The sequence below is a fragment of the Lacinutrix sp. Bg11-31 genome, from assembly GCF_002831665.1.
Taxonomy (GTDB): domain Bacteria; phylum Bacteroidota; class Bacteroidia; order Flavobacteriales; family Flavobacteriaceae; genus Lacinutrix.
In genome coordinates this window covers 59,317-78,370 of the sequence record NZ_CP025118.1, presented here as the reverse complement: position 1 = coordinate 78,370, position 19,054 = coordinate 59,317, and the positions used below count along the sequence as shown (strand labels likewise).

The following is a 19,054-nucleotide window of genomic DNA, read 5'->3' as shown; positions in this document are numbered from 1 at the left end:
TTATTTATTGTAAAGGTAACTTTGTAATATTATTGTTGCACTAATCTCATCAACAAGTGCTTTGTTTTTTCTTTGTTTTTTCTTTAACCCACTATCAATCATGGTTTGCACAGCCATTTTAGAAGTAAAACGCTCGTCTACTCTCTTTATTGGTATGTTTGGAAAAAAGGTTTTTAACTTACTAATAAAAGGAATAATTAAAGCTTCGCTTTCGCTGGCTTCGTTATTCATTTGTTTAGGTTCGCCTACTAAAAACAACTCTACGTTCTCTTTTTTAGTATAGTCTTTTAAAAAATCTAACAGTTCTTTTGTAGGAACAGTTGTTAGCCCAGATGCGATAATTTGCATATCGTCTGTGACAGCTAATCCTGTTCTTACTTTTCCATAATCTATTGCTAGAATTTGAGCCATTGTTAATTTTTGTGCAAATTTACGGATTCTATACTACATACATAAATATTATGCCAAATTATAAATAGAGGTTATATTTGCGTGAAGGATGGAACGGTTTGTTTGAGCTCTTTTTTGTTTTTCTCAAAAAAAGCGAGTAGTGACAGCCTGACCTTTAGGGCACGCCCAAAAAAAAATTAACAATAATAAGATTTTCGTTTTCACGGAAACAAAAAAATAATAAGATTCCCGCTTTCGAGGGAATGACAAATAAAATTTGACATGAAAGCATTACAACAAATCATAGAAAACGCTTGGGACAATCGAGATTTATTAAAAGAAGACACCACGCAAGCTGCTATTAGAAAAGTAGTAGGATTGCTTGATGAAGGTACTTTGCGCGTTGCGGAACCAGTTGATAACGGTTGGCAAGTAAACGAATGGGTTAAGAAAGCTGTAGTGTTGTATTTTCCTATTCAAAAAATGGAAACTATGGAAGTTGGAATTTTTGAATATCATGATAAAATTCCATTAAAGACAGGTTATGCTGCTAAAGGAATTCGTGTTGTACCACATGCTGTTGCTAGACATGGTGCGTTTATTGCTAGTGGAACTATTTTAATGCCTAGTTATGTAAATATTGGTGCTTATGTAGATGAAGGTACAATGGTAGATACTTGGGCAACGGTTGGTAGTTGTGCTCAAATTGGCAAAAATGTACATCTTTCTGGTGGTGTTGGAATTGGTGGTGTTTTAGAGCCTTTACAAGCTGCTCCTGTAATTATTGAGGATGGTGCTTTTATTGGTAGTCGTTGTATTGTTGTTGAAGGTGTAAGAGTAGAAAAAGAAGCGGTTTTAGGTGCTAATGTTGTTTTAACTATGAGTACTAAAATTATAGATGTTACTGGTGATGAGCCTGTGGAAACTAAAGGTGTTGTACCTGCTCGTTCTGTAGTAATTCCTGGAAGTTATACTAAAAAGTTTCCAGCTGGAGAGTTTCAAGTACCTTGTGCTTTAATTATAGGAAAGCGTAAGGAGAGTACAAATAAGAAAACGTCTTTAAATGATGCGTTACGTGAGTATAATGTAGCGGTTTAATAGTTTTAAGTAGGCAGTGAGCAGTCTTCAGTTGGCAGTTTTGCTCAAGACTGCTCACTGCTCACTGATTACTGATTACTGATTACTGATTACTGATTACTGATTACTGATTACTGATTACTGATTACTGATTACTGAAACCTACTTTTTCTTTTTTAAGTACTTCCTTTTTAAATACTTTTTTCTATTAATTCTTCTTTTAAAATCTTGAGAAGATTGTAGTAGTAAGTTGTAAACTTCTTCGAATGGGTATTCGCTTATTTCTGCATATTCTGTAGCTATTATTCGAATCATTTTTTTAGACAACCATAAACGTTTTAGGTTTTCCATTCGTTTTTCTAGATCCATAGTCTCAAACTGCATACGGTTTAAATCTATTAAATAGAAATCGTATTTGGATCCGTTTTCGACAATTAGCGTATTACCTGGCGAGTGGTCTAAAAAGTTAATATTGTTTTCGTGTAGTTTGTATGTAAATTGAGTGAACTGCCTTAAAATCTCATCTCGATTACTAAATAATGGATTATGAATTAATACTCTAAAATCGAAATCGTAGTCTACATGTTTGCTAATATAATAGCTTGATGTTAATCCGCTAGCATTAGTGTTTTCAACATAACCAACTGGAAAAGGTGTAGAAATATTACAATCTATTAGTTTTATAGCATATTCGAAAGAGCGTTTTGCTTTGCTTTTTCTAAGATGTTTATACACAAAACTATTTATAAGTTTTGGCGTTTTAAACGACTTTACGTTTAAGGTCTCTCCTCCTATTTTAAAACTTTTAATTACGTTTCTTTCACCTTTAGTAACGTAATTTCCTTTTGTATTAAAATGCGTGATGCATTCTAAAATATCTATTTTTAAATGTTCGTACTTATTATGTAAGTAAATGTTTTGCATCAAGTTTTATTATTTCTCAAAGATATATGAATCTAAATTTTAATAAAAGCCGAAAAAACAATATTTTGCATACATATCCTTATTAAAGTGCTTTTAACTTCTGAATCTTTCGGAAAAATGGATACTGAAACGCCTTTGGCTTAAATGAAAAAAATCTTAGTTATACAGAATAAACGTATTGGAGATGTGCTTATAGCATCTATTATTGCACAAAACATGAAAAAAATCTATCCAGATAGTTTAATTGACTATCTGGTTTACGATTATACTGTTGGCGTTATTGAGAACAATCCTAATATTGATAATATTATTGCTGTTAATGATGCCGAATTGAAGAAATTTGGAAATCTTACCAAGCTTATTAATAAGCTTCGCAACAATAAATATGATATTATTTTCGATCCTTATGCGAAATTACAGAGTCGTTTAATTTGCCTGGCTTCTAATGCTCCTGTTAGAATTGGCTTTAAAAAGCGCGATAAAAATCCGCCATTACCATTTTACTCTCACAATATTCCTCTTTTAAAAGAGAAAACTAAAAACTGTGGTAAAGCGATTGAAGATCGTGTAAATATGGTAACCTCTGTTTTTGATATAACAAAAAGTGATGTTGATTACGAGCCAAAAATTTTCTTAACCGAAAAAGAGCAACAATATAATAAGCTAGACAATTACGATAAGCCTTTTGTAATGCTTGGTGTTTTAGGAAGTACACCTCAAAAATCTATGCCTTACAAGTATATTGTTGAACTTATAGATTACATTACTAAAACATACAAGGTTAATATTCTATTTAACTATGCGCCACACCAAAAAAAGGACGCTTTAGAAATTTACGAACAATGTGCCGATAAAGACCAAATTGTAATAGACATCTACGAAGATAGTATTCGTGGTTTTATTAAGTTAATGAATAAATGCACATTATTAGTTGGTAACGAAGGTGGAACAATACACATAAGTAAAGCTTTAAACAAGCCTACTTTTACTATTTTCTCTCCTTATGTTTTAAAGGAACATTGGGCTAGTTTTGAAGATGGTAAAATGCACACATCTGTTCACTTACTTGAAAGCAAACCAAATCTTTTTAATGAATTTAGTGTTGAAGAACGCCGTAATATTGAAAAAAATCCTTCGGAACTTTACCAAATGTTAACACCTGAATTAATTTTACCCAAACTACTTCCTTTCTTAGCATTACATTTGAAAGCTCAAAAACGATAAGCTTTTATTTTTTTTTAATAATTCCAGAGTCTGTCCATGCCTTTTTCTCGTTTTTGGTAATAGCTCTAATAGCTCTATTTTTAGCTATGGAAGCTTCATTTTTATAACCACGCTTATGGTCTAAATGAATACATATTGCAGAGTACCTAATCTGTTTGCTTTTTATTCCTAAGTTCATTAAACGCTCTCCAAGTTCTCGATCTTGACCTCCATATTGCATACGCTCATCGAAACCATTAATAGCAACAATATCTTTTTTCCAGCCTGATGCGTTATGTCCATTCCAACTCGCATTAGTTGGTGTAATAGCGTTTAAAAAAGATGCTTTTAAACCTTTTGCAGTTATCTTGTTATTTTTAAAAGAGGCTTTTAAACCATTTTTTTTAAGCCACTTTATATTAAAACAATGCTCTTTATTAATATCGTCTTTAGTAATAGCTTTAGAAATAGACATAGGTAACATAAAATAGCCACCAGACAAGAAATAACCTTCTTCCCGTTCTTTTACATGTACCTCCACAAAATCTTTTCTAGGAATACAATCTCCATCGGACATTATAATATAGTCCGTTGTACATTGCACAATAGCCTTATTTAAAATTTGTGATTTTTGGAAACCATTATCTTCATGCCAAACATGAATAATAGGATACACCATCTCAGCCTTTAAGGCTTCAATTAAATCTATTGTTTCTTGTTTAGAACCATCGTCTGCAATTACTATTTCGAAATTACTGTAGGTTTGGTTATTATAACCATGTAGCACTTTTGCTAACCATTCTGGCGAATTATAGGTGCTAATTATTATTGAAGTATCTATTTTCATTATAGAAACAAATATAAAGTTATTTTAGTAATTTCGCATTTTATATGAAATCTATTACAGTCATAATTCCAACTTATAATGAAGAAGCCTACATAAAAGAGGCTATTCGCTCTGTTGCGTTTGCTTCTCAGATTATTATAATAGATTCTAACAGTAAAGATAATACAGTTAAAATTGCTAAAGAAATGGGTTGTGAAGTCTATTCTAGAACTTTCGACAATTTCTCTAACCAAAAAAACCACGCCTTGCAATATGCAACTGGTGAGTGGATTTTATTTATAGATGCAGATGAGCGTATTACAAAATCGCTTCAACAGGAAGTCTTTGAAGCTATAGCCTCTGGCAAGCATGCTGGATACAAATTAAATTTTCCTCATTTTTATATGAACAGGTTCCTATATCATCATAGCGATAATGTTACGCGATTGGTATTAAGGGAAAAATGCCATTTTGAAGGCTCTGTGCACGAAAAATTAATTGTAGATGGTACCATTGGAAAATTAGAAAACCCTGTACTACATTTTACTTACAAAGGCTTACAGCATTATATAAGTAAAAAAGATAGTTACGCCTGGTTTCAAGCAGAGCAAATGCTTAAAAAAGGAAAAAAAGCAACTTATTTCCACTTAGCTTTTAAGCCTTTTTATCGTTTTTTTAGCAGCTATATTTTACGTGGTGGATTTCTAGATGGTATTCCTGGATTAACAGTTGCAACGGTTAATGCTTATGGTGTATTTTCTCGATATGTTAAGTTAATGTTATTAAAGCGTGGAATGAGATAAATGCTTTCTTGACTTCTTTTCTAAAGAAAGAATAGTGTAGAAAATAAATATTGCCTAAAACCAGCTTTTACCTTTCTTCAACTTTCTTTCAAAAATCTTTAAAGTATCTTCTCCTTTAATATCCAAACGTTGGACTTCATAATTATTTTTAAAAGGAAATTTATTTACACGATTACCAATACGTAATCCGTAAGCTATCTTATTTTCGTTTAAAGCTTTAAAAAAATCTAATTGCGTTTTTCCTTTTTTTGGATACTTACCATAAGGATAGGCTAAAACATTGTTTACATTAAGTTTATTCTCGAAACTAAATGCTTTGCACTTATTAAAATCTTCTTGAATGGTTTCAATAGACAACTCACTATACTTTTTATGTTCAAAAGAATGCAACCCAAGCTCTATGGTTTTTGAGTCCATAGATTTAAGCTGCTCGACAGACATAATTGGCTCTTTCCCTTTATCCCACTCGTTTACTCCTCCAACATATTGAAACGGAATATAAAAACAGGCTTTCAATTCGTATTTTTGTAATAGCGGATAAGCATGTTCTAATTGATTAACGTAAACATCATCAAACGTTATAATTACTGCCTTTTTAGGAAAATCTTCTGGTGTTTTAAAAGACTGCAAATCGTTAAAATGTAAGCTAGTATAGCCGTTTTCTTTTAAAAATTTAAATTGTGTTTCCAAATTTTCAATCGAAATTGTTAAACCTTTGCTTTTATTAGCATTAGCTGTAACACTATGATACATTAAAATGGGAAGCTTTGGCATTAAATTGATATTAAAACGGGTTACAAAATACATTTAGAAGCATTAAACTAATATTTTTCTCGTTGCTTTTACCTTCAGAAAAAATGAGTTTCACTACTTTTGAAGCAAATATAATCGATAAATCCGATTTTTAATTACATGATAAGCGCTTTAGCAATAACTTACAACGAAGAACTACACATAGAAAGCTACATTGAAAGCCTTTCTTTTGCCGACGAGATTATTATTGTCGATTCTTTTAGCACAGATAAAACCATTGCTCTAGCCCAAAAGTATGATGTAACAATTATACAACGAGAGTTTAAAAATTTTTCGGATCAAAAGAACTTCGCCATTTCACAAGCCAAAAATGATTGGGTTGTTTTTTTTGATTTAGACGAAAAAATATCCTCTTATTTAGCAAACGAAATTGTAACTAAAGTAAATTCTGAAAACCCACTTAAAGCTTATCTTATAAAAAGAAGTTTTAATTTTATGGGAAAACGCATAAAATATAGTGGCTTTCAAACAGATGTTGCTGTACGTTTATTTAATAAAAACTATTGTAAATACAATGGTAAAGTTGTGCACGAATCTATAGAGACAGATGAAAAAATCGGACAGTTAAAACACGCTTTAGATCACCAAACCTATAAATCTTTCGATAATTATAACGAAAAACTAAGTAAATACAGTACGTTTCAAGCTGAAGAATTGTACAAAAAAAATGTACGCCCAAATTTGTATCACTTTCTATTTAGACCATGGTATCGCTTTATGCACCAATACTTTTTAAGATTTGGTTTTTTAGATGGTAAAGAAGGTTTTATAATATGTTATGTACATGCTTTTTCTGTGTATAAGCGCTACATTCAGCTTTGGGCAATGTATAGAAACATAAACTAGTTAAGGTACATTTTATCCAACGTAATTTGATGCTAAAATGTCTTTCCAAAAGGCTTCAACCTTTGGCTTATCGAAACCATGACAACCAAACGGAAGCTTGTTATTGTTTAGTTTTAATGCTAAACCTGGCTTTCTATCCATCGCGAAACCTAAAGCTTCTTTATAAAATGGAATACTAAAATCTGGATAATGTTTTGGTACCGTTATAGACCAAAACACATCTTCCATAATATAAAAATCGTTTTGCTCTCGCTTTAAATTCGCTTCAATTTCAGGTTTTAATGCTTTAGCTATTTCATAACTTTTAGAAACGTTACGTAATGAAAACCCACCATTTCCTACTTTAAAAAATATTTTGCTACGCTCTTTCTTTCTTTTAGAATCGAATAAACTTAAAACTTTCTTAACTATTGTATTTGGCGATGCTATCCATGGTGCTCCAATATAATCGTATCCTTTTTCACACCATTCTATTAATTCATTTTTAAAAACAAACGCATCTAACTGATAGATTAACAGGTATTTAAAATCTAAAAAACGTTCGTAAAACACTTCAGACAGCATTAGACTATTATAACCAAAAACAGTTTTAAAATAATGATCTTGAAATGCCTCTGTTCTCGCTTTACCATCCTTATTTATCGAACTTACATCTAGATTTTCTGGATGCGCAAAAACAATATCGAAATCTCCCAAAACCTTGAAGCATTGGTTTAAAGACATTTGTTCAGACTCCGAAAGATTAACTTTATAAATTGGGATGACTATAGTCGCTAGTTTACTTTGCATATAATAGTATTAATTCACTTTTTGCAACTTACAAATTCTAAAATTATTTATATTCGTACTTTATTAAAAATTATGAAAATAAACGTTGGTTTCTTAGTTGCATACGATTACGAACTTTTAAAAATCTCTATTCCTTTAGTTTATGAGCATACTAATGCCATTACTTTAGCATTGGATATTAACAGACAAACTTGGTCTGGAAACACATTTAAAGTCGATCCTAATTTTTTTAATTGGGTTAAAGAGTTTGATACAGATAATAAAATCACAATTTACGAAGATGATTTTTACGACGCTTCTCTAAATGCAATGGAAAATGATACCAGAGAACGAAATATGCTTGCTGAGCAAATGGGAGATGGTATTTGTATTCAAATTGATGCAGATGAATATTTTGTAGATTTTAAAGGATTTACTGAGCATTTAAGAAAAAACAAAAAGAAATTAACAGGAAAGAAAGCAATTCAAATTTGCTCTTTTATGGTTGATGTTTACAAAGTTCTTGAAGATGGAATTTTATACTGCCCAACTTATACTAACTATTATTTAGGTACAACAAAAGCTAATTATACTAGAGCTAGAAAAAACAAAAACCAAGAAAAATGGTATGTTCCATTTATATCTATACACCAATCTTGGAGCAGAGATGAAAAAGAACTGAAATTTAAATTAGATAATTGGGGACACAATATAGATTTTGATGTTGATTCCTTTTTTGAATTCTGGAAATCTATAAATAAAGGCAATTATAAAGACCATAAAGATTTTCATCCATTTGATAAAAAAGAATGGCCAACGCTTGAATATATAGAAGGCAAGGATTTTAATGAAATAATAGAAAATTTTAAAGACAAAAAAGTATCTAAATCTTTTATTTTCGGAAAAAACAGTGCGCAAAAAGCAAAATTTCTATTCAAATAAGCATGACAGAACTTACAGTAATAATGCCTGTTTATAATGGAGATAAATTTATTGCAGAGTCTATAGACAGCGTACTAAACCAAACTTTCTCCAATTTTAAATTGTTAATTTTAAACGATAATTCTCAAGACCAAACAGCAAAAATTTTAGAAAATTACAAGTTAAAAGACTCTAGAATAGCTGTTATTACAAAGTCTAAAAATGTTGGTCCTGCAACTTTAAGAAATGAAGGTATAACACTTGCCGAAACAGAGTTTATTGCTTTACTTGATGCAGATGATATTGCACTACCAACACGTTTCGAAAAACAATTAAGCTTTTTAAAAAGCAATCCAGATTACGGTGTTTGCGGTACATGGTTTACTTTTTTTGGAGATAAGGAAAACAAAGTGATTAAACATGAAGAAACTCATGACAGATTAAAAATACAAATGCTAAGCAACTGCTGTATTGGTAATCCTACTATAATGTTTAAAAAATCTCATTTAGGAGACTTGCGTTTTGAAAACAAATATGTTCCTGCCGAAGATTATGGCCTATGGAGCCAATTAATTGCTAAAACTAAATTCTATAATATTCAAGAATCTCTACTACAGTATAGATGGCATCCTAACAATATTAGCCAAACTAAAGCAGAAAACTTAAAAAAATCTGAGTTCATCATCAAAAAAAAACAATTAATAAACTTAGGTGTTTTATATAATGATGCAAATATCGACTCTTATTTAAATGTTGTTAATTTACAAAAAGGACTTACCAAAAACGAAGTAATAAATACTATTGAAGCTTCTAAAGAGCTTATAGCATTAAATACTAAAAAAGGTGTTTACAATCACAGTTTATTTATAGCACACATAGATAAGGTAATGATAAGAACCATTAGGAATTGCAAAGAAAATAATAGATCTTATTATAAATACATTAAAAACGACTCTGGGTATTATTCTAAAATCCCAACATTAGATGCGATTGTACTCTTTTTTAAATGTCTATTTTAAAAATTTGTACTTAAAGATTCTCTTGTAGTATTTAAACTTTGTTTTAAATGGTGCTCTTTTAAAATGACTATCCATAAAACGCTGTTGAACTTCGGTAAGTTTTTCTCCTGCATATTTAGCCTTCAAAACAGCAAATGCAGCTCCATTGGCTAAAGATTTAATTATTTTATTAATGTTTTTAGTTTGAGATTCTGGTATTACTTGTATTACTTCATTTAAGTTTAGAAATGAAGAATAATTTTTAAAAAAATCTGATTGCAAAGAATAGACTCCACCTTCATGTATTCTATAAACGGCTCCAAAAAAGTTCAAGAAAACACCTTTCCCTTTTTGCAATAACATAACATATAAAGAGTTATCCTTAGAATACTTAAGCGACTTATATAATTCTAAATCTAGTGCCTCTTTTTTAAAAACTGTAGTTAAGGTATATGTAGAATATGGTGTAAATAAATTGTTATAATCTATAGTAACTTCAGCTTCATTATAACTAAAATCGTTTTCAATGATTTCGTTATTTTTAAAAATTTTATAATTGGTCCAAGACACAACGTATTCGGGATTAGCCTCTAAAAAATCGACTTGCTTTTGTAGTTTTAAATCGTCTGTCCAATAATCGTCTCCTTCGCATAAAGCGATATATTTACCAGTAGCCATTGGAATACAGAAGTTCGCAGTTGGCTTAATATTTTGAGAATATTGGTTCTCTGTTTGTAGTATTAATTTTATCCTTGAATCCTTTTTAGCATACGCTCTAATAATGTCTTGTGTTTTATCTGTAGAGGCATCGTCGTGAATAATAATTTCTATAGAAAAATTGGTTTTTTGTTTTAAAAACCCGTCTAAGGTTTGCGCAACATATTTTTCTTGATTATAAGTTGTACAGCAAATACTTAATAGTGGTTTCATTTAATTTAAGTCTTTAATTTTTCTTGCAGGATTTCCAACAAGTAAGCAATTATTAGGATAAGATTTAGTAACATTAGCTTTAGCTCCAACAATACAATCATCACCAATAATTAATGCTTTAGGCAAAACTATAGAATTAACTCCAAAAAGCACGCGTTTTCCAACTTTACAATAGGCTCCTATTACCGAAAACGAAGCTACGGAACAAGCATCAGCTATTTCCGAATGATGTGCTATCATTGCATTTGGACTTACAACACAGTCGTTACCTAATATCGATTTAGTCCAAATTACAGCATTGAAATGAATAAAACAGCCATAACCTATAGTAGCAGATTTACTTATTAACGCTGTTGGATGTATAAGGTTTGGCGTAAAACCACCCAAACTTTTAATCTTAGAAGCCATTTCACTACGTAATTTATTTTCACCCATTGTTAAAGCAAATTGCTTTCCTTTAATGTCTGTTTTAAACAAATCCTCTGTACAACCAATAATAGCTATACCTAAAACTTCCTCACCTATTCTCTCGTTATTATAATGATATAAACCATTTACAGTGTAGCCACAATCTATGGCTAATTCTATAATAACTTCGGTATAGTTTCCTACTCCAATTAAATAAATTTCTTTTTTATTCATTTGAAATACTATTACTTATTAAATTACTTATTCTAACTACATTTTCTTCACCTAAATCGAAATACAATGGCAAACATAAAATTCTAGCAGATATAGATTCTGAAATTGGCATAACTTCACCATTAACATAATCTATTGTGTTTAATGACGGATTAAAGTAACGTCTTGGAAATATATTATTACTGTTAAGTTCTTCAATAACCAGAAGCAATTGTTTTTCAGATTTAAAAACAACTGGCATATAAGAGTAATTATAGTCGCAATTGCTTATAATTTTCTGAAATTTAACCTTCCCTTCTAGTTCTTTTTTATATAACTTATAAAGTGTTTCTCTTCTTTCGAAAATTGAATCTAAATGTGGATAAACAGCTAATCCCATTGCTGCTTGAAGCTCACTAATTTTAGCATTTATTCCTAAACCATGAAAATCTGAAGCACCTTTATGTCCAAAATTATGATGGTAATACAACTTATCAAACAACGCCTTATCCTTTGCAAACAATGCACCTCCTTCTCCTGTGTGAAATATTTTGGTAGCATGAAAACTACACGTGCTTACATCTCCATACTCGAAAACAGATTGCTCCTTATAACTTACACCAAAACAATGTGCAGCATCGTAAATAACTTTTAAATCATGCTTTTTTGCGATTTTTTCTATAGCTTCAATATCGCAAGGATTTCCAAAAACATGTGTCGCCAATATTGCAGACGTCTTAGGAGTTATTGCGCTTTCAATTTTTAATGGATCTATATTAAAAGTATCTTTATTTACATCAACAAAAATAGGCTTGCAACCTTCCCAAATAATACCGGAAGTAGTTGCCACATAGCTAAAAGGCGTTGTAATTATTTCACCTTTTAAACCTAAACATTTAATGGCTATTTGTAGTGGTAATGTTCCGTTTGTGGTCGCCAGAATATTAGACACATTATATTGCTTTTTTATCTTACTCTCTAACTCTAAAACAAGCTCGCCTCTATTGGTAATCCAGCTTTTATCCCAAGATCTACTTAGTATTTTTTGGTACTCACTTTGCTTTGGCAAAAAAGTTTTAGTAACATTAATTCTTTCGTTCTTCATTTATATATCAATCCATAAGGTAGTGTAAACAAAACTACATAATTTTTTTATTATATATTGAAATCATTAACCCTCATAACAAGAGCATTAATATATTTATCATCTTTAAAACCCATAAAACCAAGACTTAAATATCTAAAAAAACAAGACTAGATTTTTTAAAGATTAAAGGCTAGGCTATTTAAAAAGCATAGATTATATCGTAAATTGCAACTTGAAAAAGAAAACAAAACTCAATTAGTTAATAATTTGAGTAATGAAAGGAATATTAAAACATAATGTATGAGCAAGAAAATCCTAGTTATACCCTCTTGGTATCCAAACGCAGGTAATGAGCTAGGCGGATCTTTTTTTAGGGAACAAGCTCAATTACTTAATGATAATGGATTTGATATTAAAATTCTATTTGGCATCGAAAAAGAGCTTAAACTATTTAAGTATTTAAAAATTAAATTAAAAAGTGTTCTTAAAAGAAATGGTGTTAATCGTAACTACTTAATGCAAGATCCAGAGGCCTATTCTTTTTATATTTATCATTATAAAAAATGGCCTAAAAAATGGAAATTAAAAAAGAGTAAGCAATCTTATCAAGCGGCTTTCAAAACTATTACAGCCCATTGGAAACCAGAACTTATCCATGCACAATGTAGTGCAAATGCTGGAATTTACTCGCACGCCTTATCGACAAGCAATAACATTCCGTTTGTAATTACTGAACACCAAACGTTTATATTAAATTATTATAACAAAAAGGTACAGAAAGGTATTAAAGAGGCTATTGAAAATGCTTCTAAAATTGGTGCAGTAAGTTATCACCAACAACGCAGTATTTTAATGAATAGCATGGACTGTAATCCTGAGATTATTTGGAATTTAATGGATGAAAACAAATTTAAAATAAACGCTAATCAAGCAAATAGCAAATTTACTATTGTTACGATAACCTATTCTCAATTAATTAAGGATACAGAAACATTTTTTAAAAGCTTAGAGGCTTTTCAAACTATAAGTAAAGACGACTTTGAATCCATAATTATTGGAAATGCAGCTTTTAATAATGGCTCTAAAGCTAATAGCACCTACTTTGAAGCTTTAGCTAAAAAATATAACGTCTTGGATAAATGTAAGTTCTACCCACAACTTAGCCGAACAGAAATCAACTCTAAACTTCAAACATGCGATGTTTTTGTATCTACAAGTATAGCAGAAACCTATGGTGTTGCAGTAAGAGAAGCTATGCTTTGTGGAAAACCTGTTATAGCAACAAAAAGTGGTGGTGTAGAAGATTCTATTACAGCAGAAACCGGCATGTTAGTTAACATAAAAGACGCTGAAGCTATTGCCCAAAGTTTGTTGAAAATTAAAAACAAACAGCCCGTTTTTAACCCAAAAAATATAAGATCTTATATTATTAAACAAAGCGGTCGTGCTGCTTTTATTAAAACCATGACAGACTTTTATAATTAGATTTATACCTAAGCTATTGTAATGTATTAATTCTTCATTTTTAAAGGCTCTATTAATCATTTCAAAATTGATATTTATTATCTTTGCATACTCTAAAATTAAAGCCAATATGTCTCAAGAAATAATGAAAGAAGAAATAGAAAAAGCTTTAGAAGTTTTAAAACGCGGTGGACTAATTTTATATCCAACAGATACTGTATGGGGAATTGGTTGTGATGCTACAAATGCTGAAGCTGTACAAAAAATATACAAGCTAAAACAAAGAGTAGATAACAAAGCGTTAATTTGTTTGGTAAACAACTACAGTATGCTAGAAAGGCATGTGGATAATGTACCTAAAATGGCATATACTATTTTAGATATTGCAGATAAACCTACAACAGTTATTTACGATGCTCCAGCTGGAGTTGCTGAAAATTTAGTAGCAGATGATAACACTTTAGCTATAAGAATTGTAGACCACGATTTTTGTAAAAGAATAATTCGATATTTAGGGCGACCAATAGTTTCTACATCGGCAAATCTTGCAGGAAAACCAGCACCTAAATCCTTTAAAGAAATAGATGAAGCAATTTTAAAAGGCGTAGATTATGTAGTAAATTTGCACCAACAAAAAAACGGAGGAAACCCTTCAACTATTATAAAATTAAGTAATAGTGGTGGCGTAAAAATTATACGCGAATAGCTAGTTAGCAAAGAGAATGAATCACAAAGAAGCACTAAACCACACTATTTTTATAACAATTTCCAAATCTGCTGCCGAATTAAATCTCGACAGCTACGTTATTGGAGGTTTTGTACGCGATTATTTATTAAAACGTGGTGATGCAAAAGATATAGATGTAGTTGCCATTGGAAGCGGTATTGCTTTAGCAAAACAAGTTGCTAAAAACCTTCCCAACAAACCAAAAGTTCAAGTTTTTAAAACGTACGGAACTGCAATGCTAAAACTTGACGATATAGAAGTCGAATTTGTTGGAGCACGCAAAGAGTCTTACAACGAAAACAGCAGAAATCCTGTAGTAGAAAATGGCACGTTGAAAGACGACCAAAACCGTCGCGATTTTAGTATTAATGCATTAGCACTTGATTTATCTGAAGTTAATTTTGGTGATTTATTAGACCCTTTCAATGGTGTTGAAGATTTAGAGTACAAAATAATTCGTACACCTTTAGATCCAGACATCACCTACAGCGATGATCCTTTACGTATGATGCGAGCTATTCGTTTCGCTACGCAACTAGGATTCATAATTGAAAAAGAATCGCTTGAAGCTATAACAAGAAATAACGAACGTATTAAGATAATTACTAACGAGCGTATTGTTGTAGAGCTTAATAAAATTTTAGAAAGCAAAGTACCATCTATTGGCTTTTTACTTTTAGAAGAAACAGGATTATTAAAATATATCCTTCCAGAGTTAACAGCCTTAAAAGGCATAGATGAAGTTGAAGGACAAAAACATAAAGATAACTTTTACCACACCTTAGAAGTTGTAGATAATATTGCAAAACACACAAACGATGTGTGGTTACGTTGGGCTGCACTACTCCATGATATTGGAAAAGCACCAACAAAAAGATTTAGCAAAAAAGTAGGTTGGACATTTCATGCTCATGAATTTGAAGGCTCTAAAATGGTGTATCATTTATTTAAGCGTTTAAAAATGCCGCTTAATGACAAAATGAAATTTGTACAAAAATTAGTATTTATGAGCTCGCGGCCAATTGTCTTGGCTCAGGATATTGTAACAGATTCTGCCGTGAGACGTTTAGTGTTCGATGCTGGTGATTACGTAGAAGATTTAATGACGCTTTGTGAAGCAGATATTACTACAAAGAACCCAAAGAAGTTTAACAAGTATCACAACAATTTTAAAATTGTTAGAGAGAAAATAGTTGAAGTTGAAGAGAAAGATAGCGTTCGTAATTTTCAGCCACCAGTTTCTGGTGAAGAAATTATGGAAACTTTTAACATAAAACCTTCAAGAGAAATAGGCCTTATTAAAGAAGCTATAAAAGAAGCCATTTTAGAAGGAGACATACCAAACGAACACGAAGCTGCTTTTAATTTAATGTTAGAAAAAGGAAAAGCTTTAGGTTTAAAAATTTCAGATTAATTATGCTGAATATTATAAAAACAGATTCTGAAAATCCAGATTTTATTGCTCTAGTAAAAGCACTCGACAGTTACTTAAAAATTACTGATGGTGATGAGCATGATTTTTATAATCAGTTTAATAATATCGATGTTTTAAAACATGTTATTATTGCTTACAAGGACAATATACCTGTTGGCTGTGGCGCTTTCAAACCTTTTAACAACAATACTTCTGCTGAAATTAAACGCATGTTTACAGCACAGGGTTATAGAGGGCAAGGTATTGCTGGCAATATTCTAAAAACATTAGAACTTTGGGCTAAAGAAAGTGGGTTTTCATCTTTAGTTCTAGAAACTGGCATTCGACAAGTTGAAGCTGTTTCATTTTATAAAAATTGTGAGTACAGTATTATTCCAAATTACGGACAATACAAAGACATGGAAAACAGCCTGTGCTTTAAAAAAATATTGGATTAAATGAAAAAAGATAACAAAAAAGTAATTTACTGGCTTTTTACTGGCTGTATTTTAATCTTCATCATGGTAATTGTTGGAGGTATTACAAGACTAACAGATTCTGGTTTATCTATTTCTAATTACAAATTAATAACAGGTACTATTCCTCCTATTGGAGAAGCTGCGTGGCAAGAAGCTTTTGCATTGTATCAACAATATCCAGAGTTTCAAAAGCTGCATGCACATTTTACTTTAGACGATTTTAAAAGCATCTATTTCTGGGAATGGCTACACAGAGTAATTGGTAGATTAATTGGTATGGTTTTTATTATTCCATTTTTATACTTTTTAGCCACTAAACAACTCACAAGAAAAACAATTAAAAAATGCATTGCCCTTCTTCTTCTTGGCGGTTTTCAAGGCTTTTTAGGTTGGTATATGGTAAAAAGCGGATTGGTAGACAAACCAGATGTAAGCCACTTTAGACTAGCTGCACACCTAACAACGGCATTCTTAACATTTGCTGCAACATTATGGGTTGCGCTAGATTTAATATTCCCAGAAAGAAAGGCTATCGACAAAAAGTTTAAAAATCTTATTATTGTTGGTTACGTTATATTAGTTTTTCAAATTATTTATGGAGCTTTTGTTGCAGGTTTAAAAGCTGGATTACTACATAACCATTGGCCTTTAATGAACGAAGGAAAATTTATGCACGAAACCGTTTATGTACTTAATCCGTTTTATAAAAACCTTATAGAAAACCCAAGTGGTATTCAGTTTGTACACAGAACATTTGCCTACCTTGTCGTTATTATAATACTAATTATTTGGGTTCAATCTAAAAAATTAACACGCACTAATTACCAAATAAAAGGTATTAACGCGTTACTAATACTAGTTGGTTTTCAATTTTTATTAGGTGTTTTAACTATTATATACCAAGTCCCTTTATGGTTAGGTGTAGCACACCAAATTGGTGCTTTTTTCTTATTAAGCGCCATGACATTTACTTTACACAGATTTAGCAAGTAAGTATAAAAACGCATACCTTTGCAATCCTATTTTATATAAGCATGATTTACAGATTTAGAGTCATTTTAGACAACGATACAGAAGACGATATCTTTCGCGATTTAGAAATCAAAGAAACAGATACAATGGAAGATTTGCATAATATTATTACGCAATCTTTTGGTTTTGATGGTACAGAAATGGCTTCCTTTTATTTAAGTGACGACCAATGGAATCAAGGTGAAGAATTTTCACTTTTTGACATGAGTGAAGGCATGAATCAAGTACGTTTAATGAATGAAACCTCTTTATCTAATACTGTACACGAAGCACAAACAAAGCTTATTTATGTTTACGACTTTTTAAGCATGTGGACATTTTACGTAGAACTTGCTGAAATTGCTGAAGAAGACGAAGGTGTAGATTACCCTAATTTAATGTTTGTTCAAGGTCAAGTGCCAGATGATGCTCCAGAAAAAATATTTGAAGCTGAAAAAGACGAAGACTATGACGAATTCGACGACGATTTTGATGTTAACGATTACGACAATTTAGATTTCGACGAACACTGGAATTAACTTTAAGCAGGCAGTAATCAGTCTATAGTTAACTGTAAGACTGAACACGCCAACCTTAATTAAACTTCAAAATCAAAAGAAAAATCAATGTTTTCTTCAAAATAATTTCAATTCAAACCTAAAAAACTTAAACTTCTTTTAGATTATAAATCTTTAAGGTTTACATCTTCATAATTACGCTTTACAAATTGCAAAGCACTTTTTAGAATGTGTCCCATATTATCACTATTCTTAAACTTTATATCTAAGGTATGATCGTAAATCCTACTTTTAAGTAAGTCTATATTTTCTTGCGTAGAAATGGTATCGTTTATCATACAATCTAAAAGCGCATCTATCCTATCGTGAAAGCTTATCATTCTTTTTGCTATAATAGAGCGCTCTTCCATTTTATATTGATCTATAGATTCTTTTTGAAACCTCCCAGAAACCAATTGCACCATTTTTAAATTTTCTTTAAAAAATTGTGGCCTATACACGTTAAACTTCCCTTCGTAACTTTGCTGATCGAAATCTATTGCTCGAATATTATAAATAACCTGATCAAAATCATGCGTTGGGACAATAACATAATTGTAAGCTCGCATATCGCCAAGCAACCTAATCATACAGCGTTCGTTAAACTTCACAAATTCTTTTGCTATTTGCGATTTTTCAGATGCTGTACAACTTGATAGCTTATTTTCTATAAATTCATCTCCTGGAATTCCTGTAATATGCTCTTCTATAAGTGTATCTTTATATACCATAAAATTAAGATTATAAGGCGACAACATATGCTCTAACTCTAGACCATAAATACGAGAAGCATCTGCTTTTTTTACATAGAAATAAGTGTAATTATCATTTAAAATATTTCTAATTTTCACACGAAAAGGCTTAGAATTACCAAAAGTGCAATAATCTACAGCATCAACATTTAAAAAAGGAATTGTTTTATCGTTTCCATCACTATGCAACCTTGTATAGACTCGTTTGAGGCTTAAATCTATTTCTGCTCTATCAGAATCGCTATAGTAAACACGAATCCAAAGTGTGTCTTTATCATCTTTATCATAAACAGTTATAGAGCCTTGAAACCTTAAAAGGTCGTCGTAATCCATAGAAGCACGCGTGTTTCTATTATACTCGTCTAAATAACTATGCAATCTACTATTAATTGGATAGGACGGTTTCTTTTTGGAAATTTTTAAATCTTTCATAACTTCAATAA

At 31.0% G+C, this 19,054-nt stretch carries 21 protein-coding genes; 12 read left to right on the top strand and 9 right to left on the bottom strand.

Translation table 11 applies throughout. The features are described from left to right. Positions 1-411, bottom strand: coding sequence for a Holliday junction resolvase RuvX (gene ruvX / locus CW733_RS00280; protein ID WP_100994625.1), 411 nt, complete (start codon positions 409-411; stop codon positions 1-3). A gap of 261 nt (positions 412-672) precedes the next feature. Between ruvX and CW733_RS00275 the strand changes: the two genes are divergently transcribed. Next, entirely contained in the window at positions 673-1,488 is an 816-nt protein-coding gene (locus CW733_RS00275; RefSeq protein WP_100994623.1) for a 2,3,4,5-tetrahydropyridine-2,6-dicarboxylate N-succinyltransferase, read from the top strand. 141 nt (positions 1,489-1,629) lie between these two features. On the opposite strand, the gene CW733_RS00270 is transcribed toward CW733_RS00275, so the two are convergent. Further along, complete coding sequence (locus CW733_RS00270; RefSeq protein WP_100994621.1) at positions 1,630-2,391, bottom strand: lipopolysaccharide kinase InaA family protein; 762 nt, start codon at positions 2,389-2,391, stop codon at positions 1,630-1,632. A 144-nt stretch (positions 2,392-2,535) separates the two neighbouring features. Here CW733_RS00270 and CW733_RS00265 point away from each other — a divergent pair, with 144 nt between their 5' ends. Further along, positions 2,536-3,615, top strand: a complete 1,080-nt coding sequence (locus CW733_RS00265; protein ID WP_100994619.1) for a glycosyltransferase family 9 protein — start codon at positions 2,536-2,538, stop codon at positions 3,613-3,615. Between the two features lie 4 nt (positions 3,616-3,619). Here CW733_RS00265 and CW733_RS00260 read toward each other — a convergent pair whose 3' ends face one another. After that, the gene (locus tag CW733_RS00260) at positions 3,620-4,441 is read right to left on the bottom strand and encodes a glycosyltransferase family 2 protein (RefSeq protein WP_100994617.1); all 822 of its coding nucleotides are present in this window, start codon (positions 4,439-4,441) and stop codon (positions 3,620-3,622) included. A gap of 44 nt (positions 4,442-4,485) precedes the next feature. Here CW733_RS00260 and CW733_RS00255 point away from each other — a divergent pair, with 44 nt between their 5' ends. Next, complete coding sequence (locus CW733_RS00255; RefSeq protein WP_100994615.1) at positions 4,486-5,223, top strand: glycosyltransferase family 2 protein; 738 nt, start codon at positions 4,486-4,488, stop codon at positions 5,221-5,223. Between the two features lie 54 nt (positions 5,224-5,277). On the opposite strand, the gene CW733_RS00250 is transcribed toward CW733_RS00255, so the two are convergent. Further along, positions 5,278-6,030 carry a polysaccharide deacetylase family protein gene (locus tag CW733_RS00250; RefSeq protein WP_232730378.1) on the bottom strand — a complete coding sequence of 251 codons (753 nt, stop codon included), beginning with the start codon at positions 6,028-6,030 and terminating at the stop codon, positions 5,278-5,280. 105 nt (positions 6,031-6,135) lie between these two features. Here CW733_RS00250 and CW733_RS00245 point away from each other — a divergent pair, with 105 nt between their 5' ends. Further along, positions 6,136-6,882 (top strand): glycosyltransferase family 2 protein, encoded by a 747-nt coding sequence (locus CW733_RS00245; RefSeq protein WP_100994612.1) that lies wholly within the window; start codon positions 6,136-6,138, stop codon positions 6,880-6,882. 12 nt (positions 6,883-6,894) lie between these two features. Here the strand turns inward: CW733_RS00245 and CW733_RS00240 are convergent, their stop codons facing one another. Further along, positions 6,895-7,671, bottom strand: a complete 777-nt coding sequence (locus CW733_RS00240) for a DUF5672 family protein (RefSeq protein WP_100994610.1) — start codon at positions 7,669-7,671, stop codon at positions 6,895-6,897. A gap of 72 nt (positions 7,672-7,743) precedes the next feature. Here CW733_RS00240 and CW733_RS00235 point away from each other — a divergent pair, with 72 nt between their 5' ends. Both CW733_RS00235 and CW733_RS00230 read left to right on the top strand, forming a co-directional pair. Next, positions 7,744-8,592, top strand: coding sequence for a hypothetical protein (locus CW733_RS00235; RefSeq protein WP_157811500.1), 849 nt, complete (start codon positions 7,744-7,746; stop codon positions 8,590-8,592). A 2-nt stretch (positions 8,593-8,594) separates the two neighbouring features. Then, the gene (locus tag CW733_RS00230) at positions 8,595-9,590 is read left to right on the top strand and encodes a glycosyltransferase family A protein (RefSeq protein WP_100994605.1); all 996 of its coding nucleotides are present in this window, start codon (positions 8,595-8,597) and stop codon (positions 9,588-9,590) included. Here CW733_RS00230 and CW733_RS00225 read toward each other — a convergent pair. Genes CW733_RS00225 through CW733_RS00215 form a run of 3 tightly spaced genes read right to left on the bottom strand, consistent with a single transcriptional unit; the run spans position 9,582 to position 12,225 of the window. Next, a complete protein-coding gene (locus tag CW733_RS00225) occupies positions 9,582-10,499 on the bottom strand; it encodes a glycosyltransferase (protein WP_100994603.1) in 918 nt (305 codons plus the stop codon). The two genes, CW733_RS00230 and CW733_RS00225, sit on opposite strands and share 9 nt — an antisense overlap. Further along, positions 10,500-11,141, bottom strand: a complete 642-nt coding sequence (locus tag CW733_RS00220) for a DapH/DapD/GlmU-related protein (RefSeq protein ID WP_100994601.1) — start codon at positions 11,139-11,141, stop codon at positions 10,500-10,502. Continuing rightward, positions 11,134-12,225, bottom strand: coding sequence for a DegT/DnrJ/EryC1/StrS aminotransferase family protein (locus CW733_RS00215; RefSeq protein WP_100994599.1), 1,092 nt, complete (start codon positions 12,223-12,225; stop codon positions 11,134-11,136). Before CW733_RS00215 ends, CW733_RS00220 begins: the two co-directional genes overlap by 8 nt. 282 nt (positions 12,226-12,507) lie before the next feature. On the opposite strand from CW733_RS00215, the gene CW733_RS00210 reads away from it, so the two are divergent. The 6 genes from CW733_RS00210 to CW733_RS00185 all read left to right on the top strand — a co-directional run bounded on the left by CW733_RS00210 (position 12,508) and on the right by CW733_RS00185 (position 17,841). Then, on the top strand, positions 12,508-13,692 hold the full coding sequence (locus CW733_RS00210; protein ID WP_100994598.1) for a glycosyltransferase: 1,185 nt from the start codon (positions 12,508-12,510) through the stop codon (positions 13,690-13,692). 109 nt (positions 13,693-13,801) lie between these two features. Beyond that, positions 13,802-14,377, top strand: a complete 576-nt coding sequence (locus CW733_RS00205; RefSeq protein ID WP_100994596.1) for an L-threonylcarbamoyladenylate synthase — start codon at positions 13,802-13,804, stop codon at positions 14,375-14,377. A 16-nt stretch (positions 14,378-14,393) separates the two neighbouring features. After that, a complete protein-coding gene (locus CW733_RS00200) occupies positions 14,394-15,812 on the top strand; it encodes a CCA tRNA nucleotidyltransferase (RefSeq protein WP_100994594.1) in 1,419 nt (472 codons plus the stop codon). A gap of 2 nt (positions 15,813-15,814) precedes the next feature. Continuing rightward, the gene (locus tag CW733_RS00195) at positions 15,815-16,270 is read left to right on the top strand and encodes a GNAT family N-acetyltransferase (protein WP_100994592.1); all 456 of its coding nucleotides are present in this window, start codon (positions 15,815-15,817) and stop codon (positions 16,268-16,270) included. Then, positions 16,271-17,284: a COX15/CtaA family protein gene (locus CW733_RS00190; RefSeq protein ID WP_100994590.1), complete on the top strand. Its 1,014-nt coding sequence runs from the start codon at positions 16,271-16,273 to the stop codon at positions 17,282-17,284. It begins immediately after the preceding gene. A 41-nt stretch (positions 17,285-17,325) separates the two neighbouring features. Then, a complete protein-coding gene (locus tag CW733_RS00185) occupies positions 17,326-17,841 on the top strand; it encodes a hypothetical protein (protein WP_100994588.1) in 516 nt (171 codons plus the stop codon). Between the two features lie 143 nt (positions 17,842-17,984). Here the strand turns inward: CW733_RS00185 and CW733_RS00180 are convergent, their stop codons facing one another. Then, positions 17,985-19,043: a hypothetical protein gene (locus CW733_RS00180; protein WP_100998589.1), complete on the bottom strand. Its 1,059-nt coding sequence runs from the start codon at positions 19,041-19,043 to the stop codon at positions 17,985-17,987. Positions 19,044-19,054 lie beyond the last annotated feature (11 nt).

Bases quoted from the DNA above. Each gene is read 5' to 3' on its own strand.
- CW733_RS00255 (WP_100994615.1), top strand. From the start codon at position 4,486: ATGAAATCTATTACAGTCATAATTCCAACTTATAATGAAGAAGCCTAC.
- CW733_RS00245 (WP_100994612.1), top strand. From the start codon at position 6,136: ATGATAAGCGCTTTAGCAATAACTTACAACGAAGAACTACACATAGAA.
- CW733_RS00270 (WP_100994621.1), bottom strand. From the start codon at position 2,391: ATGCAAAACATTTACTTACATAATAAGTACGAACATTTAAAAATAGAT.
- CW733_RS00215 (WP_100994599.1), bottom strand. From the start codon at position 12,225: ATGAAGAACGAAAGAATTAATGTTACTAAAACTTTTTTGCCAAAGCAA.
- CW733_RS00205 (WP_100994596.1), top strand. From the start codon at position 13,802: ATGTCTCAAGAAATAATGAAAGAAGAAATAGAAAAAGCTTTAGAAGTT.
- CW733_RS00200 (WP_100994594.1), top strand. From the start codon at position 14,394: ATGAATCACAAAGAAGCACTAAACCACACTATTTTTATAACAATTTCC.
- CW733_RS00195 (WP_100994592.1), top strand. From the start codon at position 15,815: ATGCTGAATATTATAAAAACAGATTCTGAAAATCCAGATTTTATTGCT.
- CW733_RS00250 (WP_232730378.1), bottom strand. From the start codon at position 6,030: ATGTATTTTGTAACCCGTTTTAATATCAATTTAATGCCAAAGCTTCCC.
- CW733_RS00235 (WP_157811500.1), top strand. From the start codon at position 7,744: ATGAAAATAAACGTTGGTTTCTTAGTTGCATACGATTACGAACTTTTA.
- CW733_RS00260 (WP_100994617.1), bottom strand. From the start codon at position 4,441: ATGAAAATAGATACTTCAATAATAATTAGCACCTATAATTCGCCAGAA.
- CW733_RS00230 (WP_100994605.1), top strand. From the start codon at position 8,595: ATGACAGAACTTACAGTAATAATGCCTGTTTATAATGGAGATAAATTT.
- CW733_RS00275 (WP_100994623.1), top strand. From the start codon at position 673: ATGAAAGCATTACAACAAATCATAGAAAACGCTTGGGACAATCGAGAT.
- CW733_RS00210 (WP_100994598.1), top strand. From the start codon at position 12,508: ATGAGCAAGAAAATCCTAGTTATACCCTCTTGGTATCCAAACGCAGGT.
- CW733_RS00265 (WP_100994619.1), top strand. From the start codon at position 2,536: ATGAAAAAAATCTTAGTTATACAGAATAAACGTATTGGAGATGTGCTT.
- CW733_RS00220 (WP_100994601.1), bottom strand. From the start codon at position 11,141: ATGAATAAAAAAGAAATTTATTTAATTGGAGTAGGAAACTATACCGAA.
- CW733_RS00225 (WP_100994603.1), bottom strand. From the start codon at position 10,499: ATGAAACCACTATTAAGTATTTGCTGTACAACTTATAATCAAGAAAAA.
- CW733_RS00240 (WP_100994610.1), bottom strand. From the start codon at position 7,671: ATGCAAAGTAAACTAGCGACTATAGTCATCCCAATTTATAAAGTTAAT.
- CW733_RS00185 (WP_100994588.1), top strand. From the start codon at position 17,326: ATGATTTACAGATTTAGAGTCATTTTAGACAACGATACAGAAGACGAT.
- CW733_RS00180 (WP_100998589.1), bottom strand. From the start codon at position 19,043: ATGAAAGATTTAAAAATTTCCAAAAAGAAACCGTCCTATCCAATTAAT.
- CW733_RS00190 (WP_100994590.1), top strand. From the start codon at position 16,271: ATGAAAAAAGATAACAAAAAAGTAATTTACTGGCTTTTTACTGGCTGT.
- ruvX (WP_100994625.1), bottom strand. From the start codon at position 411: ATGGCTCAAATTCTAGCAATAGATTATGGAAAAGTAAGAACAGGATTA.